General features: G+C 62.4%; 22 protein-coding genes. 12 read left to right on the forward strand and 10 right to left on the reverse strand.

The window, feature by feature from the left end:
* Nucleotides 1–35: 35 nt before the first annotated feature.
* Nucleotides 36–1802, reverse strand: a complete 1767-nt coding sequence (icd, locus tag E4T66_RS09525; RefSeq protein WP_136848802.1) for an isocitrate dehydrogenase (NADP(+)) — start codon at nt 1800–1802, stop codon at nt 36–38.
* A gap of 126 nt (nt 1803–1928) precedes the next feature.
* Here icd and E4T66_RS09530 point away from each other — a divergent pair, with 126 nt between their 5' ends.
* Entirely contained in the window at nt 1929–2477 is a 549-nt protein-coding gene (locus E4T66_RS09530; RefSeq protein WP_136848803.1) for a DJ-1 family glyoxalase III, read from the forward strand.
* Between the two features lie 69 nt (nt 2478–2546).
* On the opposite strand, the gene grxD is transcribed toward E4T66_RS09530, so the two are convergent.
* Nucleotides 2547–2876, reverse strand: a complete 330-nt coding sequence (gene grxD, locus E4T66_RS09535) for a Grx4 family monothiol glutaredoxin (protein WP_136848804.1) — start codon at nt 2874–2876, stop codon at nt 2547–2549.
* Nucleotides 2877–3038: 162 nt separating this feature from the next.
* Between grxD and E4T66_RS09540 the strand changes: the two genes are divergently transcribed.
* From E4T66_RS09540 to nadC, 3 genes are all read left to right on the forward strand, one after another.
* Nucleotides 3039–3614, forward strand: a complete 576-nt coding sequence (locus tag E4T66_RS09540; RefSeq protein ID WP_136848805.1) for a superoxide dismutase — start codon at nt 3039–3041, stop codon at nt 3612–3614.
* Nucleotides 3615–3678: 64 nt separating this feature from the next.
* Nucleotides 3679–4569, forward strand: a complete 891-nt coding sequence (argF, locus tag E4T66_RS09545) for an ornithine carbamoyltransferase (RefSeq protein WP_136848806.1) — start codon at nt 3679–3681, stop codon at nt 4567–4569.
* On the forward strand, nt 4566–5441 hold the full coding sequence (gene nadC / locus E4T66_RS09550; RefSeq protein WP_248679593.1) for a carboxylating nicotinate-nucleotide diphosphorylase: 876 nt from the start codon (nt 4566–4568) through the stop codon (nt 5439–5441). The genes argF and nadC overlap by 4 nt, the downstream gene beginning before the upstream one ends.
* A gap of 28 nt (nt 5442–5469) precedes the next feature.
* Here nadC and murI read toward each other — a convergent pair whose 3' ends face one another.
* From murI to E4T66_RS09585, 7 genes are all read right to left on the reverse strand, one after another.
* On the reverse strand, nt 5470–6237 hold the full coding sequence (murI, locus tag E4T66_RS09555; protein ID WP_136848807.1) for a glutamate racemase: 768 nt from the start codon (nt 6235–6237) through the stop codon (nt 5470–5472).
* Nucleotides 6234–7049: an alpha/beta fold hydrolase gene (locus E4T66_RS09560; protein WP_136848808.1), complete on the reverse strand. Its 816-nt coding sequence runs from the start codon at nt 7047–7049 to the stop codon at nt 6234–6236. Before E4T66_RS09560 ends, murI begins: the two co-directional genes overlap by 4 nt.
* 105 nt (nt 7050–7154) lie before the next feature.
* Nucleotides 7155–8990, reverse strand: a complete 1836-nt coding sequence (sppA, locus tag E4T66_RS09565; RefSeq protein ID WP_248679595.1) for a signal peptide peptidase SppA — start codon at nt 8988–8990, stop codon at nt 7155–7157.
* Between the two features lie 54 nt (nt 8991–9044).
* Nucleotides 9045–10166 carry a beta-ketoacyl-ACP synthase III gene (locus E4T66_RS09570; RefSeq protein WP_136848810.1) on the reverse strand — a complete coding sequence of 374 codons (1122 nt, stop codon included), beginning with the start codon at nt 10164–10166 and terminating at the stop codon, nt 9045–9047.
* 51 nt (nt 10167–10217) lie between these two features.
* The gene (locus E4T66_RS09575; protein WP_136848811.1) at nt 10218–11645 is read right to left on the reverse strand and encodes an alpha/beta hydrolase family protein; all 1428 of its coding nucleotides are present in this window, start codon (nt 11643–11645) and stop codon (nt 10218–10220) included.
* Nucleotides 11645–11941, reverse strand: coding sequence for a hypothetical protein (locus tag E4T66_RS09580; RefSeq protein ID WP_136848812.1), 297 nt, complete (start codon nt 11939–11941; stop codon nt 11645–11647). Before E4T66_RS09580 ends, E4T66_RS09575 begins: the two co-directional genes overlap by 1 nt.
* A gap of 56 nt (nt 11942–11997) precedes the next feature.
* Entirely contained in the window at nt 11998–12318 is a 321-nt protein-coding gene (locus E4T66_RS09585; RefSeq protein ID WP_136848813.1) for a hypothetical protein, read from the reverse strand.
* Nucleotides 12319–12344: 26 nt separating this feature from the next.
* On the opposite strand from E4T66_RS09585, the gene E4T66_RS09590 reads away from it, so the two are divergent.
* Nucleotides 12345–12866: an alpha/beta fold hydrolase gene (locus E4T66_RS09590; protein ID WP_136848814.1), complete on the forward strand. Its 522-nt coding sequence runs from the start codon at nt 12345–12347 to the stop codon at nt 12864–12866.
* Nucleotides 12863–13321 (forward strand): DUF3293 domain-containing protein, encoded by a 459-nt coding sequence (locus E4T66_RS09595; protein WP_136848815.1) that lies wholly within the window; start codon nt 12863–12865, stop codon nt 13319–13321. Before E4T66_RS09590 ends, E4T66_RS09595 begins: the two co-directional genes overlap by 4 nt.
* 89 nt (nt 13322–13410) lie before the next feature.
* Here the strand turns inward: E4T66_RS09595 and E4T66_RS09600 are convergent, their stop codons facing one another.
* Nucleotides 13411–13890, reverse strand: a complete 480-nt coding sequence (locus tag E4T66_RS09600; RefSeq protein ID WP_248679597.1) for an acyl-CoA thioesterase — start codon at nt 13888–13890, stop codon at nt 13411–13413.
* 120 nt (nt 13891–14010) lie between these two features.
* On the opposite strand from E4T66_RS09600, the gene E4T66_RS09605 reads away from it, so the two are divergent.
* The 6 genes from E4T66_RS09605 to E4T66_RS09630 all read left to right on the forward strand — a co-directional run bounded on the left by E4T66_RS09605 (nt 14011) and on the right by E4T66_RS09630 (nt 19521).
* The gene (locus E4T66_RS09605; protein WP_136848817.1) at nt 14011–14475 is read left to right on the forward strand and encodes an SUF system Fe-S cluster assembly regulator; all 465 of its coding nucleotides are present in this window, start codon (nt 14011–14013) and stop codon (nt 14473–14475) included.
* 91 nt (nt 14476–14566) lie between these two features.
* Nucleotides 14567–15985 (forward strand): Fe-S cluster assembly protein SufB, encoded by a 1419-nt coding sequence (gene sufB / locus E4T66_RS09610; protein WP_441347700.1) that lies wholly within the window; start codon nt 14567–14569, stop codon nt 15983–15985.
* Nucleotides 15986–16143: 158 nt separating this feature from the next.
* Complete coding sequence (locus tag E4T66_RS09615; protein ID WP_136848819.1) at nt 16144–16338, forward strand: 2-hydroxymuconate tautomerase; 195 nt, start codon at nt 16144–16146, stop codon at nt 16336–16338.
* An 8-nt stretch (nt 16339–16346) separates the two neighbouring features.
* Nucleotides 16347–17093 carry a Fe-S cluster assembly ATPase SufC gene (sufC, locus tag E4T66_RS09620; RefSeq protein WP_136848820.1) on the forward strand — a complete coding sequence of 249 codons (747 nt, stop codon included), beginning with the start codon at nt 16347–16349 and terminating at the stop codon, nt 17091–17093.
* Nucleotides 17093–18316, forward strand: a complete 1224-nt coding sequence (gene sufD, locus E4T66_RS09625) for a Fe-S cluster assembly protein SufD (protein WP_136848821.1) — start codon at nt 17093–17095, stop codon at nt 18314–18316. Before sufC ends, sufD begins: the two co-directional genes overlap by 1 nt.
* The gene (locus E4T66_RS09630) at nt 18313–19521 is read left to right on the forward strand and encodes an aminotransferase class V-fold PLP-dependent enzyme (protein ID WP_136848822.1); all 1209 of its coding nucleotides are present in this window, start codon (nt 18313–18315) and stop codon (nt 19519–19521) included. The genes sufD and E4T66_RS09630 overlap by 4 nt, the downstream gene beginning before the upstream one ends.
* The last annotated feature ends 13 nt before the right edge of the window (nt 19522–19534 follow it).

The raw sequence follows: 19534 nt of genomic DNA on the forward strand, positions 1-19534 counted from the left end.
CCTCGTTCAGTCCAACCTGACCAGAATTGTCGTAACTATTCCTGAGCCCAGCCGAACTTGTCGACGGCATTGAAGATATCGGTCTCGGTGACGATGCCGATGATCTTGCCGCTCTGCTCGACCGTCATGCGGCTGTAGTCCGAATCCGAGATGCGTGCAGCCGCCTCGCGGATGCTCAACTCGGCCGGCACTGACGCCACTGGGCGGGTACAGACATCCTGAACCCGCGTGGTCGCCGGATTCTTGCCGGCATGAACGATCTTGGCGACGATGTCGCGGCGCGTGACGATGCCCCAGACGCCATCGGCATTCGGCTCAACAACCACTGAGCTGACGTCGTTGTCCGTCATCACATGCATTGCGCTTTCGACCGTTTCGCTATCGGTGACGGTAATCAGGGAACGCGTCATCAGATCGGCCACGGTCTGCGGGACGCGACCGGAATCGATCATCTCTTCCATCGGCTGCAACAGGCGACGGATCTCGCGCTGCTTGCGCTCCTTGATCAGCTGCGCCTGCAATGCCTTGCGCTTGGCCTCCAGATCGACGCCGCCGTTGATGCGCTCGATCAGTGCATCGGCAAACTGGCTGGTGCCGACTTCCTTGGCGCCATCGATCTGACGCGCAAAGTCGTAGGTCACGATGCCGTCGGCGATCACCTCCGGATACACCAGCGTGATCAGATCTGCAGCCTCGTTCCAACCCATGTACTCCAGCATCATCACACCGGAGAACAGCAGCGAACCTGGGTTGACCTTGTTGAGGTTGGCGTATTTCGGCGCGGTGCCGTGAGTCGCTTCGAACACCGCGACGTGATCGGCAATATTTGCGCCCGGCGCGATCCCCATGCCGCCGACTTCCGCCGCGATCGCGTCGGACAGGTAATCCCCGTTTAGATTGGTCGTGGCGAGCACGTCGAACTCGTCCGGACGCAGCAACATCATCTGGAACATGATGTCGGCAATGCGGTCCTTGATGACAATCTTGCCTTCGGGCTGCTTGCCCTTGTACTCGGCGTAGAGCTGCTCTTCGGTGATGGTGACGCTGCCGAATTCCTCGCGTGCGACTTCGTAGCCCCAGTTGCGGAACGCACCTTCGGTGAATTTCTGGATGTTGCCCTTGTGCACCAGGGTCACCGATTCGCGACCGTTGTCGATCGCGTACTGGATCGCCTTGCGCACCAGACGCTTGGAACCGAATTCCGAGATCGGCTTGATACCGATGCCCGCACCTTCGAAGAACTTGGCCTTCATCTCCTCGCGCAAGAACTTCGCGATCTTCTCGTTCTCCGGCGTGCCGGTCTTGTATTCGATACCGGCGTAGACGTCCTCGGTGTTCTCGCGGAACAACACGACATCGACCTTGCCCGGATTCTTCAGCGGGCTTGGCACACCGGCATAGTGACGCACCGGGCGCACGCAGGCGTACAGATCGAGATCCTGGCGCAGCGCAACGTTGAGGCTGCGGAAGCCGCCACCGACCGGGGTGGTCAACGGGCCCTTGATTGAAACCACCAGATCCTGCAGGACTTTCAGGGTTTCGTCCGGGCAGTAATTGCCGTCGTAGAGGCCTGCGGCCTTTTCGCCGAGGTAGGTTTCGCACCAGTGAATCTTGCGCGTGCCGCCGTAGGCCTTCTCGACCGCAGCGTCCCAGATGCGCAGGCAGGCTTTGGTGATGTCCGGCCCGATGCCATCGCCTTCGACATAACCCACGATCGCCTGGTCTGGCACCTTCAGCTTGCCGTTCTCGACGGTGATTTTTTCGCCGGTGGTGGGAATTTTGATATGGCGATACGCGGACATATGAGCAATCTCCGGAAGGTTCAGGCGTGTGAATGCTGGTCGATTTTACGCTCGTTTGCGTCCGCGCAGTGACGACCGCCATCACGGTGGAGTACCGTGCGACCAAAGTTCAAGGAGAACAGCCGCATGAAAGCAATGGTAGCCGTCGCAGAAGGGTCGGAATCACTCGAAACTGTCACTGTCGTCAACGTCCTGCGCCGTGCCGGATTCGAGGTCACGGTCGCCAGCATCACGGGTCAGTTGGCCGTCAAGGCCACACGCGAAATCACTTTGACCGCAGACGCGCTGTTTGCGGATGTTGCAGCGCAAACCTTTGATCTGATCGTTCTGCCTGGTGGCGAAACCGGGGCCCGCACCCTGGGCGCGCACGCTGCTCTGATCCAGATGCTGAACGACCAGCGCCATGCACACCGCTGGACTGCCGCGATCTGCGCCGCGCCGGCACTGGCGCTGGCGCCAGCCGGCCTGCTCGATGGCAAGCAGGCCACCTGCTACCCGGCGTTTCGCGATGCGCTGCTGCATTTCGTCGACCTGCCGGTCGTCGTGGACGGCCACTGCATTACCAGCCAGGGACCGGCGACCGCGATGACATTTGCGCTGCAGCTGGTGGAGTCACTGGCGGGCAGCGCGCTACGCAAGGAAATTGCCGCAGACCTACTGCACCATGGCCACTGAATTCAGACCCCGCATAAAAAAACGCCCGCGACTTGCGGGCGTTTTTGATGCGGCGCTTGCACCCACCGTTCAGGCGGCCTTCGGCTCGGCGACGGCCTCCTTCAGCATCTTCTGCAATTCACCCGACTGGTGCAGATCCAGCGTGATGTCACAGCCGCCAATCAACTCGCCCTTCACGTACAGCTGCGGAAAGGTCGGCCAGTTGGCGAACTTCGGCAGTGCGCGATAAATCTCTTCGTCCTCGTAGATATTGACCGAGGCAAACGGAACTTCACACGCGCGCAGCGCCTGCACAGTCCGCGCAGAAAACCCGCATTGGGGAAAATCAGGGGTGCCCTTCATGTATAAAATGATAGGGTTTTCAGTCACTTGCTTCTTGATTCGCTCAAGGGCATCCATCGACATCTCCTGTCCGGATGGGGAACGGCGGCGGATTATACGCGTCGCAATCCGTCGGTGTAGGTGTGCTATTGAATTTGACTCCTCGACCGCCTATTTTGTTCGCCCTATTTGCGTCCAGCACGGCGCATGCCAACGCTAAGATTTTAAGGAACCACCATCATGGCTCTGACTCTCCCCGAACTCCCTTATGCCCGCGACGCGCTTGCGCCGCACATGTCTGCGGAAACGCTCGACTACCACTACGGCAAGCATCACAAGGCTTATGTCGACAACGGCAACAAGCTGATTGCCGGCACCGAGTTTGAAAACATGTCCCTCGAAGACATGGTCAAGAAATCCACCGGCAAGATCTTCAACAACGCCGCGCAGGTGTGGAACCACACGTTCTTCTGGAATTGTCTGACGCCGAATCAGACCGCGCCCTCACAGAAGCTGACGGACGCACTGACCAAGGCGTTCGGCGGCGTTGATCAGTTCAAGGCGCAGTTCACCGAATCGGCGCTGGGCAACTTCGGCTCCGGTTGGACCTGGTTGGTCAAGAATGCAGATGGCTCGCTGGCGATCGTCAACACCTCGAACGCAGGCAACCCGATGACTGACGGCAAGACGCCGCTGCTGACCTGCGACGTCTGGGAACACGCCTACTACGTCGACTACCGCAATGCGCGGCCGTCGTATCTGGAGCACTTCTGGGCACTGGCAAACTGGGCCTTCGTCGAGGCCAACCTCGGCTGATCCTGCGTTTGAATGCTGTCGAGGCCGCGCCCGGCGCGGCCTTTTTCTTTTTCTGGAGAACACCATGGCCCGGCATTTTCTGCGCCTGACCGATCTGAGCCCCGTCGAAACGCGACAGGTCATTGAGCGCGCCATCGCGCTGAAGACCCAACCCGATCCGGCGTACCGGCCATTCGTCGGCAAGACCCTGGCCATGATCTTCACCAAGAACTCGACGCGCACGCGTGTCAGCTTCGAAGCCGGCATGGCGCGCTACGGCGGACACGCACTGTTCCTGCATTCGGGCGCAACCCAGCTCGGCCGTGACGAGCCGATCAGCGATACCGCACAGGTGCTGTCACGCATGTGCGACATCATCATGATTCGCAACGACTCGCAGGCGGACCAGCAGGAACTGGCGGCGAACTCCCGCGTGCCCGTCATCAACGGACTGTCGGATCTGCACCACCCGTGCCAGATGCTGGCCGATCTGCAGTGCTGGTTCGAGCATCGCGGCGATCCCGCCGGCAAGATCGCCGCGTGGATCGGTGACGGCAACAACGTCTGCCATTCCTGGATCGAAGCCGCGGCGATGTTCGGTTTCACACTGCGTATCGCGACGCCCAAAGGCTATGAGCCCGATCCTGAACTCGTCGCTGCCGCCGGCACGCACATCGAGCTGTGCACGCCGGACGTCGCAGCAACCGGCGCCGATCTGATTGTGACGGACACCTGGACCAGCATGGGCCAGGAAGCGGAAACCAAGAAGCGTCTGGCCGACTTTGCCGGCTTCCAGGTCGATGCGGCCATGATGGCGCGCGCCAAACCGGACGCCATCTTCATGCATTGCCTTCCCGCGCATCGCGGCGAGGAAGTCAGCACCGACGTCATCGACGGTCCGCAATCGGTGATCTACGACGAAGCCGAAAATCGCCTGTGGGCGCAGATGGCGCTGGTCGAATTCCTGCTCAAATGATCACGACCCCCGCTGCACCGATGCTGCCGGACTACGTTAACGATCTGCAGACCAGTGTCGACCATGCGCTGGCCGAGGACATCGGCAGCGGCGACGTCACTGCGCGACTGGTGCCGGCGAACCAGCTGGGCACCGCGCGAGTCATCGCGCGGGAAGACGCCATCGTCTGTGGCCGCGCCTGGGTGGATGCGGTCTTTCAGCAGGTCGATCCCGCCGTCGCCGTCGACTGGTCGGTCAGTGACGGCGACCGCGTCCACTCCGACCAGCTGCTGTTTCGCGTCCACGGTCCCGCGCGCGCGCTGCTGACCGCTGAACGCACGGCGCTGAACTTTCTTCAGACCCTGTCCGGCACCGCCACCGCAGTGGCGCGTTACGTTGACGCAGTGGCCGGCACCGGCTGCTCGATCGTCGATACGCGAAAAACCCTGCCCGGCCTGCGCAATGCCCAGAAATATGCTGTGCGCTGCGGCGGCGGGGTCAATCACCGGATCGGGCTCTACGACGGCATCCTGATCAAAGAAAATCACATTGCCGCAGCCGGCGGCATCGCCGCGGCGATTGCCGCCGCCCGTGCCCTCGACGCCGGCGTGCCACTGATGACCGAAGCGGAAACGCTGGACGAAGCACGCGCCGCACTGGGCGCTGACGTCGACCTTCTGCTGGTCGACGACTTCCCGCTCGATCAGTTGCGCGAAGCCGTTACGCTGACCCGCAGCCATCGAGCCAGCGGCGGCCGCACCGTCATCGAGTACTCAGGCAACACTACGCTCGACAACGTGCGCTCGATCGCCGAAACCGGCGTCGATCGCGTCTCGATCGGCGCAATCACCAAGCACCTGAGCGCGGTCGACCTGTCGATGCGCTTCGCCTGAGGCGCGTGCCGCAGCGGCGGCTGGCGCATCAGGCGGAAAATTCGGTCAGGCGAGCACGAATGGCTGCGAATTCCTGCGGATCACCGCTGCACAGCCACTCGACCCCGCCACGCCCATCCACTGCAAGCAGGCTCTCACGCTGCAGCACCCGCTCGACCTGACGTGCGACCGCCGCACCGGTATCCAGCAGGACGACTTCGGGACCGACCACCTCGGCAATCAGCGGTTTCAGAAACGGATAGTGGGTACACCCCAGAACCATCACATCGGCGCCGGCTGCCAGCAGCGGCCGCGTGTACTGTTCGACCAAAGCACGCGTCTGAGGCCCATTCAAGTCGCCACGCTCGACCTGTTCGACCAGCCCAGGACATGGCTGCGTGATGATGCGCACCCCCCCCGCGTGCTGAGCCACCAGGGCATGAAATTTCTCGCCTGCCAACGCCGCGCCAGTCGCCAGTACACCGACAATGCCCGTGCGGGTCTGCGCCACGGCCGGCTTGATCGCCGGCTCCATGCCAACAAACGGCACCGGGTAGCTCGCACGCAGATATTCCACGGCGGCAATCGTGGCGGTATTGCATGCCACCACGATCAGCTTGGCTCCACGCGCCAGCAGCTCTTCGGTGATGGCCACCGTGCGATCAACGATGGCCTGCCGAGACTTGCCGCCATACGGACAATGCGCGTGATCGGCGTAATAGATGAAATCCTCGTTCGGCAACAGGCGCTGCAGCTCTCGCAGCACCGAAATGCCGCCCACGCCGGAATCCATCACGCCGATCGGAGCCACCGTCATGCCGCCCCGGATGAACGCTTGCGCAAACGTGGAACCGGGCCCTGCAGAAACCGCATCACCACGGCATTGAATGCGTCCGGAAACTCCGATGGCAGACCGTGATGGGCGCCATCGAAATGATGCAGGCGCGCACGCGGCAAGGCATGCGCGAACATCACCGTTTCGTCGTGTCCGAAATAGTCGTGCTCGGAAGCAACCACCAGCACCGGCATCGTCAACTCTCCCAGCCTGTCGATAACCGACCAGCGCGCCAGCGAAGTCAGCGCGGTCAGGTAGCTGCGCCGGGAATTACGACTCCCGCGCTCGATGACTTTTGCGCGTTCAGCGGCATCATTCGGAAACATGCGATGCGCCGAAATCGCAGAGAGTCTTGCGGGCCCCAGCAAGCTCATCACCGCCAGGCGGTAGGAAAATTCCACGTAGTGCTGCCAGGATCGCGGCTGAAAACTCGGCACGCTGTTGGCGATCACCAGACGATGCACGCTGGACGGATGCTCCAGCGTGTACTGCAAGGCGACAGCGCCGCCCATCGAGTGACCGATCAACAGGCACTCGGCAATCCCGAGGGCCTGCAGAAAGCCATGTATATCTGCCGCGAAGCGCGGCACGCTGCTGCGTCGCCGGCCGCGCGTCGTGTCACCAAAACCGCGCAGGTCGGGCGCAATCACCCGATAGTGCTCGGCAAACACCGGAATCTGGAACTCCCAGTCGTTGATACTGCCGCCAAGCCCATGCAGCAACACCAGCACTGGCCCAGCGCCTTCATCCCGGTAGTGGACCCGCAGGTCATCAACCTGAATGAAGGCGCTCATGCCGGCACCGTGAATGTGCAAGCACCATTGAGTTGCGAAATCGCACTCCACCGGCCCGTCAACGCAGACTTGGCGCGCATCGGTTCCAACCCAATGCCAGTACGTCTAGTGCCCGCGCGAATCGGAGACGCTGCAGAAGCAGTACGCGTAGTAGCCAGAGGGATCATTGAATGACGACAGCAGTGCGCCGACATCGCTGCGCTCAGTCACCGTCTCGGCCCAACGCGACAAACCCGAAGGCAGCAGATCGATATGAATCTTGCCGTAGAACTGCGACAGCAGTTGATTGGCGAAGCCACGATCCGGAACGCGTTCATCCAGCGTGTACTCGTCCGGGTCCAAACCCGCCAGCTGGGCTGCGGCATCCGCCGCCTGCTGGAGATCGCCAATCTTGTCGACCAAACCGATCTCCTTCGCATCGGCACCGCTCCAGACCCGACCACGGGCAATACGGTCGACTTCGCCGACCGGCAACTTGCGTGCAGCGGCAACGCCCTCTATGAAGTCACGGTAGATCTTTTCGATGCCCGACTGGATGATCGTTTCGACTGCCGGCGTCAGCGGTCGATCGATCCGGAACGCACCCGCCAGCGGCGTGGTACCCACACCATCGGTATAGACGCCCAGCTTCTGCAGGGTCTGATCGATCGTCGGGATCATGCCAAAGACGCCAATCGAACCGGTGATGGTGGTGTCGTGCGCCCAGATCTCGGCAGTATCCATCGCCACCCAGTAGCCACCGCTCGCAGCCATGGTCGACATTGAAGCGACCACCGGCTTTCCGGCATCCCGCAAGTTGCGCACCGCGCGCCGTATCTGCTCGGCTGCCCATACGCTGCCGCCGGGCGAATTGATCCGCAGCACAACCGCAGCGACATCGTCATCGCGCCGGACATCATCCAGCAGATCAGAGAGCGTATCCCCGCCAGCCTGGCCAATGTCACCGATGCCATCGACGATTTCACCCTGAACGACAACCAGCGCCACTTTTTTCGCCGTCGACGCAACGGCCACACGGCGCTGCTCATGGTCCACAGCACTGAGATAGTCCAGATAGTGAATCTGACGGAAACTGCCGTGATCCTCATCGGTGCCGACGATATCGCTCATGCGCTTGCGGAATGCGGTCAGCGTTTCGAGCTGTGTCACCAGACCCTGATCACGTGCATAGGCCGCAGCATCGCCACCGTTGGCACTGAGCCCGTCGGCCATGCCATTGGCATAGTCATCAGCAATGCTGGGCGCCAGACCGCGCCCTTCGGACACCGCCTGCCCGTAGCTGTGCCAGAGGTCCCCCAGCCATTCCAGATTGGCCTGCCGCGCTGCGGCGGACATGTCGTTGCGAATGAACGGCTCAACCGCAGACTTGTATTCGCCCACACGAAAAACGTGGACATTGACACCGATCTTTTCGAGCGCATCGGCAAAATAGTTGTTGTAGCTGCTGAAGCCGTCAACAAACACGCTGCCATAGGGATCAAGCACGATTTCGTCGGCTTTGGCAGCCGCGTAGTACTGCATCTGGTCGTACCACGGGCTCCAGGCAACGATCTTCTTTCCTGCCGATTGAAATGCCGCCATCGCGGTCCGCAGCTCATCCAGCTGCGCCAGTCCGGCGCCCCACATGCCATCCAGTTTGAGTACAGCAAAGGTGATCCGATCGTCATCCTTGGCCGCATCCAGAGCGTCAATCAGATCCCGCAAGCCGGACTGCGAAGGCTGTTCACCGCCGAAGCTTTCAAGAAACCGGCGGCTGGGGTCTTCGTCAACCTGATCAACCAAGGCTCCACTTGGTGCTAGCACCAGAGCGACGTTGTTCTCGACCGTGACCGGGGTACCCCCGCGCATTGCCATCCACACCAGCGCCATTGCAGCGAGGATCGCAATGATGACCACTATGCGATAGACCGTAACGATCAATCCCCACAGGAAATCGAACATGCGACGGATCATTGATTTACCGGAGTCTGCTGCCATGACGGGGCCGCCGCTGCCTCAGTAGCGCCGCATGACCACGGAGCCCGCCGAATAGCCTGCGCCAAAAGCGCACAGCACGGCGATGTCACCCGCAGTCAGATCAGCGTGATATTTGTGGAACGCGATGACCGAACCTGCCGAGCTGGTGTTGGCATACTCGTCCAGGATCACCGGCGCTTCGATTTCGTCGGGTTCGCGCCCCAGGACCCGCTTGGCGATGAGATTGTTCATTCCCAGATTGGCCTGATGCAGCCAGAACCGGCGCACCGCCTGCGGATCGACACCCAGATCGCCCAGGTGCGCCAGCATCAGCTCGGACACCATCGGCACCACTTCCTTGAACACCTTGCGGCCTTCCTGATGGAACAGTACGTCGTCCCAGCGGCGCTGCGGCACTTCACATTCGTTGAGAAAGCCAAAGTTGTTGCGGATATTGTTGGAGAACTGGGTCAGCAGGCGCGTCCCCAGAATCTCGAAACGATTCGCCGAGGTGGCCGTTTCCATCGGCTCGATCAGTACCGCCGTGGCTGCGTCGCCAAAGATGAAATGACAATCGCGATTGCGCCAGTTCAGGTGGCCGCTGCAAATCTCCGGGCTGATCACCAGCGCGGCACGCGCGCTGCCGCTGCGCACGGTGTCGGCGGCAGCCTGAATTCCGAACGCTGCCGACGCACAGGCAACGTTCATGTCGTAGGCATAGCCGGTGCAACCCAGAGCCTGCTGAATCTCGACCGCCATTGCGGGATAACCCCGCTGCATGTTGGAACAGGCGACAATCACGCAGTCGATATCGGCCGGTGTGCGTCCTGCGCGTTCCAGTGCCTCATGCGCGGCGGCCAGCCCCATTTCACACATCAGCGAAGGCTCTTCGTCACCGCGCATGCGGATGCGCGGACGCATGATGTCGACGTCGAGCACGCCCTCGCGGTCGACGACATGGCGTGAGCGAATGCCGGACGCCTTGACGATGAATTCGGAACTGGACGGTGCCAGCGCAGCGACGCTTCCGGCCGCGATGCCGTCAGCATGTTCTGAGTTGTAACGTTCGACGTAGCGGTTGTAGCACTCAACCAGCTCGTCGTTGGAAATCGAAAGGGGCGGCGTATACAGGCCTGTGCCGCTAATGGCGACTGGTTTCATAGAGAATGGGGAGCGGGTGCGAACAAATTCAGGAAAGGATTCGGAGTGTACCTAGGGCCAGCCGGCCTCGCGAATTGCGCCGGCCACAACCTGCCGGCTGATCCGTTCACTGCGGATACTCAGATGCGAGCCCTGATACCAGCTGACTGGGACCTGCCAGTGCCGAGATAATTCCAATGGATGTCGCGGCGAAACGATCAAGTCGCCGGCGCCGGCGAAGATGTGCAGGCGCTCGCGCGACGGCAGTGGCGGACGCGACAGTGGTGACACCACCGACAGCAGCCGCCTGTAGCGCGCCTCGTCAATACCGCCCGCGGTGAAGTAATCCAGATGGGCCGGCGGCAGGAAGCCCCACAGCGCAGACGCCAGATCGATCACCGGAATCCCGGCAACGACAAAATCCAGCCCTGCCTCATACGCCGACAACAGTGCGGCATTGAACCCACCGAGCGAAATGCCGTACACGCCGACCCGGGCGTCGGGCTCGTGCGCGCGCAGCCACGCCAGACTGCGGCGGATATCCCACAGAGCCTGGGCCTGCGCCAACACGAGATCCAGCAGATCGCCATCAAGATAACGGCCACCGGACAAACTGCCGACGCGCCGTGGCCCATGCAGCGGCAGAACCGGCTGGATCACATTGAGACCCAGCTTCTCGTGCAGCCACGCCGGCGGAAACAGCCCGAGGTCCATCCACGGCATGCCCATCCGGTAGCCGTGCAGACACAGCATCCACGGGCGCGCCGCGCCGGGGTGACGAAGGATGCGCACATGGCAACCACTGTTGGTCTGCGCCTGCAACCAGCTGGCCCGCGGCAGTCCCGGCGGAGCGACAAAATCGCTGTCGTAACGCAGAACCTCGTAGTCACTCCCCCACAACCGCGCTCGCTCAATCTGCGTGTGTTCCGGAGCCGGAGGCGCGGCGTGCATCAGTGACGGATCATCAAACCAGCCGTTGTCAGTGATCGCCTGCTCAAGGGTCTGAACGTCCTCAAGCATGCGCTCGGCAACCGTGCCGCTGGGCATCCGCGCAGACACCACAAAAAATCCCAGCATCGCCTCATCCAGGGCGGCCTTGAGATTCATCTCGGTGGACGTATCCGGCTCCGGGGCGTCAGCGTAGCGCCGCGCAGCCTGCAAACCGATGCGCCCTGCTACGACCACGCAGGCAAGCGAACCCAGCACGGTATAGAACAGCGTTTCGAAATCACTGACCAGCCACACCAGCGGCGTCAGCAGCACACCCAGTACGGCCCCGAGGGCCATCAGAGCCGGCACCCTTGGATCGCCCGGCACCAGCAGCAGCACCATGCCCGCAGCCAGCAGCACGCAACCCGGAAGCGCCGACAGCAGCAGCCAGCCGATGCCCTGATCGGCCAGCAGCCAGTAGAGGCCGACCGCGATCGGCAACAACGATAGCGGCTCCCAGCTGCGCGGCGCTGTTGCAGGCAGTGATTCGGGCACCTCCGCGCCGGACATCAGTTACTCACCATCGCGCGAATCAGCAGGGCGCCGACCACCAGCCCTACACATAGAATTGCCTGTGCACCCCAGCGCCAGCGCAGATGCCGGAATTGCCCCCAGAAAGCAGCCCCTGCCAATACCGAAAGCACCGCAAACACCACAGTGACATTGCGCACCGACGGCCACTCGATTCGCATCCGCGGTGATGCATCCAGATTTGCCAGATACATCAGGCTGACCACACCAAGGGTCAGCGCAAACGTAAGCGCCAAAGCCAGGGCAACGGCGTTGAAGTAGTGCAGATATTTCATGGAGCTGATTCTTGAACCTTGAATTTGCGGTGGCGCGTCCGTTCGTGAGTGCCTGATCAATCACTCGAGCCGCGCCGGATCCGCGCAATCGGCCAGATCTGCGCCGCGACCTTGGGCGTCGACAGGCCGGTCTTCACCAGCAAGCCGACGAACGTCTTGATGATCCGGTCGCGACTCTTGAACACGCTGTCGACCATCGGCACCTGGCGTTCACGGATCGGCGTTTTGACATCTCCGGGTTCGTCCCCGAACTTGAAACTGACCGTCAGTTCGACTTGCAGCGGATCACCCTTGCGCAAGCGCGCTTCACGCTTGCGCGAGCGCCGCTTCCCGGCAGGCGCGTCGTTCGATGCGTGATCGTCGGTCTTCTTTATCATGCGCACTCCGATCCGAGACTTGATCCATGACGGCCAACGCGCGACCCGAAAAGCTGGTGTGCTTCGCCCACGGCAAAGAAAGCGGACCCTGGGGGCACAAAATCACACGTTTGGCCGAAATCGCACGCGATCGCGGCTTCCAGGTGATCAGTCCGGATTATAGTCACACCCACGACCCGGCAACGCGCGTCCAGTACTTGCTGCGGCTCAACCCCACCGCGCGGCAGCTGGTTCTGGTCGGTTCCAGCATGGGCGGCTACGTCTCGGCCATGGCCTGTGCCGAATTGCGCCCGCAGGCACTGTTTCTGATGGCACCTGCGCTGTACTTCCCCGGTTGGGACGACGAACCCCAGGGCATCCCGGCGCTGAGCAGTGTCATCCATGGCTGGCGCGATGACATCGTTCCGGTGGAACGCGGACTGCGCTTCGCCCAACTGCATCGTTCCGAACTGCACCTGCTGGATGCCGGCCATACGCTGGTCGAATGCCTGCCAACGGTTGCAATGCTGTTCGATCACCTGCTGCAGCGGCTATCTGAGCAACCGTGATCGCGCCGACACCGGGACTGGATCCCGCCCTGGAACAGGTCTACCGCAGCGCGGTCTACGAAATCGACTGTGGCGATGGCCGCTTGATCAGGCGCCAAATCGACCGGATCGACGCGCAAGCGGATGCCGTGCTGGGGCAATGCGGCTGCCAACGTAGCTGGAGCATCGTCACCCCGTGCAATCCGCATTCAGTTGCCCTTGATGCCGCAGAGAATCGCAGGCGTTTACTCATAATGCGAGCGGACCTTTTGACGGCCGCCTGGCACTTTCTCGACGCCGTGAATTACCCCGCCACCGGGATTTCAAGTTCCGACTGGATCGAACCCGGCTTCTGCATTCTTGATCAGGAACCCGAGCAGATTCTGGGTTTGGCTGTGCGCTACCAGCAGAACGCCGTGGTCTTCGGCCGATTGGGAGATGCGCCACACCTGCTCGCAGTCGATTTCAAAATTTAACTTGATTAATTAAGTAAATCATTTAGTTATATGACTTACTTAAAGTAAAAAAGACCAATTCAGCACCCGACACCGGCCGCCCCCAGCGGTTATGCCGAGCCGAGTTCCGCTGCGCGCCGCGGCCAAGGGGTATAGGCCTTGAATTCAGGTGGCATCCGCCGCGGCCGACCACTCTTCATGTCAACGCACACCCAATGGGTTTGGCCCCGCAGTACAGTCTTGCGATCACTCTCGCGGACGATCTGATAGCGACGCCACATGCTCAGCCGGAAATCGTTCTCGTGAACCCAGGTGGCCAGCCATAGGCGGTCGCCGGCATAGGTCGCCGCGAGGTAGTCCAGTTCGTGGCGCCGCGCCACGCAACCCGCGCCGATGCGCTCGTAAGCCTCGAAATCGAGCCCCAGACTGACCGAGTGGCCCCAGGCCACCTGCTCCAGCCATGACAGATAGACCACGTTGTTGGTATGCCCGAAGCGGTCCAGGTGTTGCGACTGTACGCTGACCGCCTCGACATAAGGGGCCTCGACGTCCCATTCGATGGCAGGAACTTCCAGCAGCGATTCAGTCACCGCATCACCCTCAGTTACAGGAGCCTGCAAGGTTACGGCGCCATCACCGGTATCGCCAGCGCATTGCAGGGCCGCTGACGCCTGCGTAGAATTCATACCGTACCAATTTAGTCTGTTTTGATGCTCAAGCTCAGCAAACTTGCCGATTACGCAACCGTCCTGATGGCCATGATGGCTCAGGCATCGGAGCGGCTGTACAGCGGCCAGGAGCTGTCCGAGCGCAGCGGCATCCCCGCCCCGACCGTCGCCAAGCTGCTGAAAAAGCTGCTGCAGGGTGGTCTGCTGCAATCTTCGCGTGGCGCCCACGGGGGTTACCGGCTTGCGCGTGATCCCGAGCGGATCAGCGTAGCCGACATCATCGCCGCTCTCGAAGGCCCCATCGCAGTCACTGAATGCCTCGGCCATCATAGTGATTGCACGCTGGAATCGGATTGCAGCGCACGCGCCAACTGGCGCCTGATCAATCTGGCGATTCATCACGCACTGGAAGCGGTGACCCTGGCACAGATGGCGGGCAACACGTCCCGCATGGCGCCACAGGAAGTGCCGCTGACCTTTCATCCGCGATCGGCATCACCGATCTAGCACGCACCGGCCCAGCCCCATGCCAGCCAATGCCACCTTCAACGACACCCAGACACCGGATTCGTCCGATCCGCTGGATGCCCGCAACCTGATGCGCAACCGGACCTATGCGGCCGGTTTCGTCACTGATGTCGACTCCGAAACCCTGCCCCCGGGACTGGACGAAGACGTCGTTCGCGCCATCTCGCTGCGCAAGAACGAACCGGAATGGCTGCTCGAATTCCGCCTGAAGGCGTTCCGCCGCTGGCAGAAGATGACCGAGCCCCTGTGGGCGAACGTGCAGTACCCGCCGATCGACTACCAGTCGATCTCGTACTACTCGGCGCCCAAGTCGATGGCGAACGCCCCGAAGTCACTCGACGAGGTCGACCCCAAGCTGCTGGAGACCTACACCAAGCTCGGCATCCCGGTCCAGGAGCAGGCCATGCTCGCCGGCGTCGCCGTCGACATGGTGTTCGACTCGGTTTCGGTCGGCACCACGTTCAAGAAAAAGCTGTCCGAAGCCGGCGTGATCTTCTGCTCGATCTCCGAAGCCGTGCACGAGCATCCGGAGCTGGTGCGCAAGTACCTCGGCAGTGTCGTGCCCTTCGGCGACAACTTCTACGCCGCATTGAATTCGGCAGTGTTCACCGACGGCTCCTTCGTGTTCATCCCCAAGGGCGTGCGCTGCCCGATGGAACTGTCGACCTACTTCCGCATCAACGAGCGCAACACCGGCCAGTTCGAGCGCACGCTGATCGTGGCCGAGGAAGCCAGCCACGTGTCGTATCTGGAAGGCTGCACCGCGCCGCAGCGTGACGAAAACCAGCTGCATGCCGCCGTGGTCGAGCTGGTCGCGCTGGACGACGCCGAGATCAAGTACTCGACCGTGCAGAACTGGTACCCGGGCGACGAGAACGGTGTCGGCGGCATCTATAACTTCGTGACCAAGCGCGGCGACTGCCGCGGCCCGCGCAGCAAGATTTCCTGGACCCAGGTCGAAACCGGTTCGGCGATCACCTGGAAGTATCCAAGCTGCATCCTGCGCGGCGACGATTCAGTCGGCGAGTTCTACTCGGTGGCACTGACGCATCACCGTCAGCAAGCCGACACCGGCACCAAGATGATCCACATCGGCAGGAACACGCGCTCGACCATCGTCTCCAAGGGCATTTCCGCCGGCCACGGCCAGCAGTCCTACCGCGGACTGGTCCGCGTGCTGCCGAGCGCGGAAGGCGCGCGCAACTACACGCAGTGTGATTCGCTGCTGATCGGCGACCAGTGCGGCGCCCATACCTTCCCCTACACCGAGATCCGCAACCCCAGCGCGATCCTCGAACACGAAGCGACGACGTCGAAGATCAGCGACGACCAGCTGTTCTATGCCCGCACCCGCGGCATCGGCGAGGAAGACGCGGTCTCGATGATCGTCAACGGCTTCTGCAAGGCCGTGTTCAAGGAGCTGCCGATGGAATTCGCCGTCGAGGCGCAGAAGCTGCTGCAGGTGTCACTGGAAGGAGCGGTGGGGTGAGCCGCGGTTGCCCCAGGCAAGCAAAAGCCACACAAGGTGGCTTTTGCAGTGGCGAACGCCCGCGCGTCCCGCGCGGGCCGGGATGCTTCCGTGTGGACCGTCACAAGCCAACGCACTCGAACCCCTCCCCCGCACAACCCGGAGTTGGAGCCTGAGCCATGCCGATCATCCGCATTGAAATGCTCGAAGGCCGCTCGCGTGAACAGAAGCGCGAGCTCAGCGAAGCGCTGACCCGCGAGTACGTCCGCATCTGCGGCGGTCGCGCCGAGGCCATCTACGTCGTCATCGACGACATCCCGAAAGAGAACTGGGCGGTCGGCGGACAGCTGCTCGCCGACAAATATCCGGACTGAATCTCCTCATGCTTGAAATCAAGAATCTGCACGCCACCGTCAACGGCACCGAAATCCTCAAGGGGCTGGATCTGACGATCCAGCCCGGAGAAGTGCACGCCATCATGGGCCCGAATGGCGCAGGCAAATCCACGCTGTCGAAGCTTCTGGCCGGCAGCGAAGACTATGTGGTCACCGAAGGCAGCGTGCGCCTCGACGGCAAGGACCTGCTCGAGCTGGCGCCCGAAGAACGTGCGGCCGCTGGCATCTTTCTCGGCTTCCAGTATCCGGTCGAGATTCCCGGCGTCAGCAACATGGTCTTCCTGAAAGCGGCGTTCAACGCCCAGCGCAAGATCCGCGGCGAAGCCGAGCTCAGCGCGGGCGACTTCCTCGCCTGGGTCCGTCACCGGGTCAAGCAGATGCAGATGGACCCGCAGATGCTCCATCGCGGCGTCAACGAAGGATTCTCCGGTGGCGAGAAGAAGCGCAACGAGATTCTGCAGATGCTGGTACTCGAACCCCGCCTGATGGTGCTCGACGAGACCGATTCCGGCCTCGACATCGACGCCCTCAAGGTGGTCGCCGACGGCATCAACGCGCTGCGCTCCCCCGAGCGCTCGACCTTGCTGGTCACGCATTACCAGCGTCTGCTCGACCATGTGCAACCGGACTTCGTGCACGTGCTCGCGGCTGGCCGCATCGTCAAGTCCGGCGGACCTGAACTGGCACGCGAGCTCGAAGAAAAGGGCTACGGCTGGCTGCAGCAGGCGGCCTGATGTTGAACCAGGACGCCTATACCCGCGCCTTCGAGGCGCTGCTGCCGAGCCTGTCCGGCAGCGAACGCGATACGCGCAGTGCGCAGCTGCAGCGCTTCTTCAGCGCAGGGCTGCCCAACCGCTCGATCGAAACCTTCAAGTACAGCGACTTCACCGCGCTGGCCGAAGGTGCCTTCGCGCTCGCGCTGAAGGCACCCTCGCCGTCGCTGGACGCCTGGACCCTGCCGGACTGTACGCAGCAGCTGCTAATCAACGGTCATGCGGCTACGCCAACAGCTGCGCTCGATGGCCCCATCAGCGAACCGGCGCATGCCGGACTGGCCGCGCTCAATGCCGCATTCGCGACGCCCGGCCTGCAACTGCAGCTGGAACGCAACGTGGCCCTGGAGCAGCCGCTGCATGTGCTGAACCTCAGCGTACTGGATACGCCGGCAAAGATGATCCATCTGCGCCATCGCATCCGACTCGAAGCCGGCGCGTCGGCCACCGTGGTGTTGCACGATATCGGCCTCGGCGACGCCGAGCGCTGGATCACGCAGACGCTCGAGATCGATCTCGCCGCCAACGCCCGGCTACAACTGATCCGCATCCAGGATGAATCCGCCGCCACCAGCGGCTGGTTCCAGGCCACCGCGCGCATCCAGCGCGACGCGTCCATTCAACTGCTGCAGTTCGATTTCGGCGGCGCGCGCATCCGCAACGACCTGCGCCTGTTGCTGCAGGGCGAAGGCGCGGAGTGCGGCCTGCATGGCCTGTTCGCTCCGGCAGGCGGTACGCATGTCGACAATCACACGGTGATCGAGCATCAGGCTCCGCACTGCGTCAGCCGCGAGTTCTTTCGTGGACTCGCCTGGGACAAGGCGCATGCCGTGTTCAATGGCCGCATCGTGGTACAGCCCGGTGCGCAGAAGACCGACTCCGAGCAGCGCATCGCCAATCTTGTGATCGGCAAGGGCGCCGAGATCAACGCCAAGCCGGAACTCGAAATCCATGCCGATGACGTCAAGTGCGCGCACGGCGCGACGTTCGGCCAGCTCGATACGTCGGCGCTGTTCTACCTGCGCACGCGCGGCGTCCCGGAAGCCACCGCATTGAGCCTGCTGACCTTCAGCTTTGCGGCTGATGCGCTGCAGCGCATCAGTTGGCCATCACTGCGCGAATTCGTCACCCGCCGCTTCCTGGCGCGCATGGGCGGCGATCTGGACGCCGGAGAACTGCTGTGAGCGACTTCGACCTGGACCGCGTCCGCGCCGATTTTCCGATCCTGCGCGAAGTCATTCACGGCAAGCGGCTGGCGTACCTGGATAACGGCGCCACCACCCAAAAGCCAGAAGCCGTGCTGCTGGCACTGGACGGCTACTACCGTCACGCCAACGCCAACGTCCACCGTGCAGTGCATGAGCTGGCCGCCCGCGCGACCCGCGGCTACGAATCCGCACGCGACACCATCGCCGCGTGGTTCAACGCCGCGCGCGAGGAAATCGTGTTCACCCGCGGCACCACCGATGCGATCAACCTGGTCGCGCGCAGCTTCCTGCAACCGCGCATCGCGCCCGGTGACGAAGTGCTGGTGACAACGATGGAGCACCACTCCAACATCGTGCCGTGGCAGCTCGCCGGCGCGAAGACCGTCGCCGCGCCGATCAATGACGCCGGCGAACTGGACGTCGACGCCTGGCGCGCAATGCTCAATCCGCGCACCAAGCTGGTTGCCGTCGTGCACTGCTCGAACTCGCTCGGCACGATCAATCCGATCGCCACGCTGATCGCCGAAGCGCATGCGCGCGGGATTCCGGTCCTGGTCGACGGCGCCCAGTCTGCGGCGCATATCGCGGTGGACGTGCGGGAGCTGGACGTCGACTTCTATGCCTGCTCGTCGCACAAGTTCTACGGCCCGACCGGCTTCGGCGTGCTCTATGCCAAGCGCGAACATCTCGAAGCGATGCAGCCGCGCGACGGCGGCGGTGACATGATCGACACAGTCGCCTTTGACGGCAGCACCTGGAACGAGATCCCGTACAAGTTCGAGGCCGGCACGCCGGACATCGCCGGTGCGATCGGTGCCGCCGCGGCGCTGGACTATCTCGCCGGCGTCGGCCTGCAGGCCGCCGCAGATCACGAGCACGCGGTGCTGGCCTATGCGACAGAAAAAATGAGCGGCGTTCCGGGCCTGAGACTGGTCGGGACGGCCCGGCAGAAGGCCGGCATCCTGTCCTTTGTGATGGACTGCGCGCATCCGCATGACATCGGCAGCATTCTGGATCAGGCCGGGGTCGCGATCCGCACCGGCCATCACTGCACGATGCCGCTGATGAAGCGCTATGGCCTGCCGGCCACGGCACGCGCTTCGCTCGCGCTGTACAACGGCAAGGACGACGTCGACCAGCTGGTCGACGCACTGCACATGGTCAATCGTCTGTTTGCGTAAGCGCGGGGCCGAC

This window comes from Sinimarinibacterium arenosum (assembly GCF_005047655.1).
Lineage (GTDB): Bacteria > Pseudomonadota > Gammaproteobacteria > Nevskiales > Nevskiaceae > Solimonas.